The sequence below is a fragment of the Rhodovulum sp. FJ3 genome, from assembly GCF_032918305.1.
Taxonomy (GTDB): Bacteria; Pseudomonadota; Alphaproteobacteria; order Rhodobacterales; family Rhodobacteraceae; genus SAT37.
The window spans coordinates 1-862 of record NZ_JAWJUU010000019.1 but is presented as its reverse complement, the minus strand read 5'-3'; the positions used below and the strand labels follow the sequence as shown (position 1 = coordinate 862).

1 protein-coding gene and 1 pseudogene are annotated in these 862 nt (G+C 63.3%); both read right to left on the bottom strand.

Translation table 11 applies throughout. The features are described 5' to 3' along the window. Positions 1-134, bottom strand: a pseudogene (locus R1W00_RS18195) (electron transfer flavoprotein subunit alpha/FixB family protein); the annotation flags it as partial. Continuing rightward, on the bottom strand, positions 134-862 hold a 729-nt coding region (locus R1W00_RS18190; protein ID WP_317264187.1), incomplete at its 5' end, for an electron transfer flavoprotein subunit beta/FixA family protein. The pseudogene R1W00_RS18195 and the gene R1W00_RS18190, both read right to left, overlap by 1 nt.

Genomic DNA, 862 nt, shown 5'->3' with positions numbered 1-862 from the left:
CCCGCCGCAGCGGCAGACGCCCCTGCGCACAGAACGGTCACATCGCCGATCGCCTTGGCGGCGGACACGGCTTTGGCGGTGGCGTCCAGCGCCAGTTCGCCATCGGTTACTTCGGCAAGAAGAAGTACAGACATTACACGGCCCCCGCTTCTTTGAGTTTCGCAACCAGCTCGTCGACCGAACCGACGATTTCACCGGCTTCGCGCACGGCCGGTTCCGAGGTTTTCACGACGCTCAGGCGCGGCGTGACATCGACGCCGTAATCGGCGGGCGTCTTTTCATCCAAAGGCTTTTTCTTGGCCTTCATGATGTTCGGGAGCGACGCATAGCGCGGCTCGTTCAGACGCAGGTCGGCGGTGATGATCGCGGGCAGTTGCACCTTGATCGTCTGCAGACCGCCATCAACCTCACGGGTCACGACGGCGGCGTCGCCCTCGACCTTGACCTCGGAGGCAAAGGTCGCCTGGGACCAGCCCAGCAGCGCCGACAGCATCTGGCCGGTGNCAAAGGTCGCCTGGGACCAGCCCAGCAGCGCCGACAGCATCTGGCCGGTGGCGTTCATGTCGTTGTCGATGGCCTGCTTGCCGGCCAGAACGATCTGGGGCTGCTCTTCATCGACGACAGCCTTCAGGATCTTGGCGACGGCCAGCGGCTCGATGTCGGTGTGCACGTCATCGGCAGCGGTCACAAGGATCGCGCGGTCCGCACCCATCGCCAAAGCCGTGCGCAGCGTTTCCTGCGCCTGCTTGACGCCGATCGACACGACGACAACCTCGCTGGCAACGCCCGCCTCTTTCAGACGAATGGCCTCTTCGACCGCAATCTCGTCAAACGGGTTCATCGACATCTTAACATTGGCAAG